Origin of the sequence: Streptomyces sp. sk2.1, from assembly GCF_008120935.1 — a bacterium.
Classification (GTDB): Bacteria; Actinomycetota; Actinomycetes; order Streptomycetales; family Streptomycetaceae; genus Streptomyces.
The window spans coordinates 1-3,475 of the sequence record NZ_RDBO01000126.1; the positions used below are offsets into that span (position 1 = coordinate 1).

The following is a 3,475-nucleotide window of genomic DNA, read 5'->3' on the forward strand; positions in this document are numbered from 1 at the left end:
GCGAGGTGCTGGCCGATCAGGGCTGTGACGTGGCCGCAGGGGGATTCGCCGTCGTCACGCACGGCGAAGCCCTCGCTCGGGCAGCAGTCACCCACCGCGACGGGCTGCGCGATGTCGGCGCCCGCGAGGGCCTGACGCAAGGCGGCCACGCTCGGTGCTCCGGACACGGTGCCGTCCGCGTCCCGGTACAGGCGGCAGGACACGCTCGGCGCCGCCGCGGCGGGTGCGAAGGGGTCGACGCCGTCGAGCAGGACGGTCGGCGAGCCGCTCATGCCCCAGCGAGCGGCCTCCGCCTCGTCACGCACCTCGACCAGTTCCACCTCGGCCGCCCGGCCCTCCAGCGCGGCAGCGATCCGCTCCTGGGCGAGCGGATCGTTCGGGCAGTCGGGGACCGTCAGTACGGTGATGCGCATGTCGCGTCCTTCCAGGTCGGAGTCTGTGCCACCGACGCTAGACCTTCCAGTGTGCTGGAAGGTCAAGGCGTAGCCTGGAGCCGTGCGCATCGGGGACCTCGCCACCGCCAGCGGCCTGACCACCAAGACCATCCGCTTCTACGAGCAGGCCGGGCTCCTGCCCGAGCCGCCCCGCACGGCGGGCGGCTACCGCGACTACGACGGCGACGCAGCAGGCCGGCTCGCCTTCATCCGCGACGCCCAAGGCACCGGTCTCACCCTCGCCGAGATCCGCTCCATTTTCGCCCTGCGTGACGACGGCGAATCCCCCTGCGGCCACGTCACAGCCCTGATCGGCCAGCACCTCGCTGACATCGAGCGCCGCCTGGCAGAACTCCGCAAAACCCGCGCCGCCCTGCGCGAGCTGGCCCAGCGGGCGTCCCAGACTGACCCCGACACCTTCGGCGCGAACGGGATCTGCACCATCCTCTCGCCGCACTGACGGCACGAGGCCGCGATCGCGGTGGTGACAGATGCTGTGCCCAGGTGACAGCTATCGCGCTACGGCACAGCTGCTCAGGTCCGTCTCCACCGGGCCACCGCGGAGCTCGCCGCGCTCGGGCGCGCCCTGCCCTGGTCCGTGGAGCCGCACGACGGGTGGCCGGGGAAGGAGCACTCGCACACCGGTGAGGTCACAGGCGGCCGGTCGCCGTCGCCCGGCTGGACGGACGAAGAGAAGGCCGCCGTCGACGGGCTCCGCCAGGAATGCCTGGCCCTGTCGGAGACCGTCACCACCCACCCGTACTGGGAGTCGTTCACCGGCGGGGACCTGGTGGGCTGGCGGATGGAACTGAAGTCGATCACATGGTCGGAAGTCGTTCTCCCGGCTGACGCGGCCTGACCCGCGCCGTCCGTTCTCAGCGCGACCGGCGACTGCTGATGGCGCCCGCTGATGGCGAGGCCGGCTCTGTCCCCTGGGCGGCGGTTGCCCTGTCAGCTCTCCGCTCGTGCTCCTGTGCCGTGGCCGTAGGTGCGCGGGGCGGGATCCGGTGCCGCGGGGTGGTGGCCGAGTACTCCGCGGGCGCGCATGTCGGCGAGCGAGTCGAGGTCGGGGCGGTACAGGGTGCCCCCGTCCAGGTCCGCGTCGGCCGCCTGGACCCGCGGAGGAACGGGGCCGGGGACATCGGCGTTCGTCTCGGCGGGGGAGTGGTGTTCGGCGGGGCCGGGGCCCAGCCGGCGGCGAGTCGTCATGCTCCCCGATCGTACGGACCACCGCCGGGACGATCGCCGTCGCCCGGCCGGGTGAACGAAGAGGGCTGCCGGCGGCGGGCGCCGTTGCTGCGCCGGGCTCCTGCTGGTTCGTCATCTGCTGCCCCGTACGGCGCTCCGTATGCCGATGGATTCGTACGTTCGTACGTTGCGGGCCGGGGGCGGGAGGTTGCCTGGGAACGCAAGGGGGAGTGGCCAGCCAGATGTCAGCGGGATCAGGTCCCGTTGGCGTCGGATTCACACAGTTTTGGCCGCTGTGGGCAGTCTCCGGTCGCCGTGGTTCGTTGCCGCGGSCGGTTTTCCGCAAGGGGGAGATTCACGGTCAGGACGGTCACGTCCGCCCAGGTGGGTGGTCGCCCGCGGCACCTGTGTGCGGATGCCGAGGGACCACCGGCGTCGGCACGTGGTGTCCCGCCGGGCCGTGTCCCTCTTCCCTTGTCCCTACGAAAGGACTGATCCATGGCAGGCACTGTCGTCGACGTGACCGACGCGGACTTCGAGACGAAGGTGGTCAAGGGGGCCGGGCCGGTGCTGGCCGTCTGCCGCGCGGAGTGGTCCGATGTGTGCCGGGCACTCGACCCGGTGCTGGTCGATGTGGCGAAGGAGTACTCCGGCCGGCTGACCGTCGCCCGGCTCGACATCGACGAGAGCCCCAGGACGACAGAGAAGTACGGCATCAATCAGATCCCCACGCTCCATGTGTTCAAAGGGGGCAAGATCGTCGGCACCTGGATCGGGCCCGCGAACAAGGCGCGGGTGGTCGCCCTGATCACTCCGCATCTGTGACCCGCGGCACCCGGCCGGACGACCCGGAACCCGAGATCGTCATCGACGACACCATCCCCGAGAAGGCCTGACGACCGCTGGAACCACCACGGCGCTGGCCCGCCTCGCCGCCCTGCCCGCCCGGTCCGGCACGTTGGACGGTGCTGTCACCGCCCGACGTGCCATGGGGCCGAAGTCCCGAAGACTCCTGGCCGCTTCCGGTCCGGGACGATCAGGCGCGGTGAGGGCGTTGTCACATTGATGGCGGGTGGCTGGTCGGTGGAGCTTCGAGGCGTGCCGGGGTGTGGTTCCGGTGCCCGTTCAGGCCGCGGCCGGTCGGCAGATGTTCTCGGTGTCGTGGTCCCAGACGGTGAAGCGGATGGTCGTCTCGAGGCGATGCCCGGCGGTGGTGCGGAGATGCCGCCGGGGACGGAAGTGGGGTGAGATGCCGCCGAACGCGGACAGGAACCGTTGGGCGGCGCCGGCGCTGCGGAAGCCCTTCATGGCCCGTTCCCGCTGTCTCGTGGGCTGGTGAGAGTTCTCGGCCCGGTTGTTCAGTCCTTTGTGAGCGCGGTGTTCCACCGAGGGCATCGGCTTCCGGTGAGCGGCGCCGCGGGAGCGGAGTCTGTCGGTGACCGGCACCCTCGGTACCCGGCGCTGCTTCTTCATCGGCCTGGCCATGAACCGCTTCGCGGCTCTGGTGTCCCGCCTGGGCTGCACCAGGACGTCGAGGACGTTGCCGTCCTGGTCGACCGCCCGCCACAGGTACCGCCGCACCCCGTTGATCAGTTCGGCAGTCATACCCTGCATGATCTCCCATGCCGATTGCGGTGTGTCGCTGGAAGTCTGGTCATCGGGCGCCCCGCCGCCCACGGCCTCGTCGCCGCCGCTCCGTTCCGTGTCGTCGGCTACGTTTCTCGCCCGTCCCTCCGGGGCGGTGCCGGTTGCAGGACGGGGGCCGGGCCCAGGACCGTCGACCGCCCGCCCCGGGCCACCGCCTCACCGCTTCGCGCCGTCGACCACGACACAGCCCGGCGCGGCGCCGGGGC

General features: G+C 71.3%; 4 protein-coding genes and 2 pseudogenes. 3 read left to right on the forward strand and 3 right to left on the reverse strand.

Features of this window, described 5'->3' with window-relative positions; all coding sequences use genetic code 11:
- Window positions 1-413 (reverse strand): annotated as a pseudogene (locus EAO76_RS41240) (hypothetical protein); the annotation flags it as partial.
- Between the two features lie 82 nt (window positions 414-495).
- Here EAO76_RS41240 and EAO76_RS41245 point away from each other — a divergent pair.
- Both EAO76_RS41245 and EAO76_RS41250 read left to right on the forward strand, forming a co-directional pair.
- The gene (locus tag EAO76_RS41245) at window positions 496-894 is read left to right on the forward strand and encodes a heavy metal-responsive transcriptional regulator (RefSeq protein ID WP_148841375.1); all 399 of its coding nucleotides are present in this window, start codon (window positions 496-498) and stop codon (window positions 892-894) included.
- Window positions 895-1,032: 138 nt separating this feature from the next.
- Entirely contained in the window at window positions 1,033-1,293 is a 261-nt protein-coding gene (locus tag EAO76_RS41250) for a hypothetical protein (protein WP_187439014.1), read from the forward strand.
- A 92-nt stretch (window positions 1,294-1,385) separates the two neighbouring features.
- On the opposite strand, the gene EAO76_RS41255 is transcribed toward EAO76_RS41250, so the two are convergent.
- Window positions 1,386-1,643: a hypothetical protein gene (locus EAO76_RS41255; RefSeq protein WP_148841376.1), complete on the reverse strand. Its 258-nt coding sequence runs from the start codon at window positions 1,641-1,643 to the stop codon at window positions 1,386-1,388.
- Between the two features lie 477 nt (window positions 1,644-2,120).
- On the opposite strand from EAO76_RS41255, the gene EAO76_RS41260 reads away from it, so the two are divergent.
- Window positions 2,121-2,447 (forward strand): co-chaperone YbbN, encoded by a 327-nt coding sequence (locus EAO76_RS41260; protein WP_148841377.1) that lies wholly within the window; start codon window positions 2,121-2,123, stop codon window positions 2,445-2,447.
- Between the two features lie 300 nt (window positions 2,448-2,747).
- Here the strand turns inward: EAO76_RS41260 and EAO76_RS41265 are convergent.
- A pseudogene (locus tag EAO76_RS41265) lies at window positions 2,748-3,212 on the reverse strand (transposase); the annotation flags it as partial.
- Window positions 3,213-3,475: the final 263 nt, after the last annotated feature.

Bases quoted from the DNA above. Each gene is read 5' to 3' on its own strand.
- EAO76_RS41255 (WP_148841376.1), bottom strand. From the start codon at position 1,643: ATGACGACTCGCCGCCGGCTGGGCCCCGGCCCCGCCGAACACCACTCC.
- EAO76_RS41260 (WP_148841377.1), top strand. From the start codon at position 2,121: ATGGCAGGCACTGTCGTCGACGTGACCGACGCGGACTTCGAGACGAAG.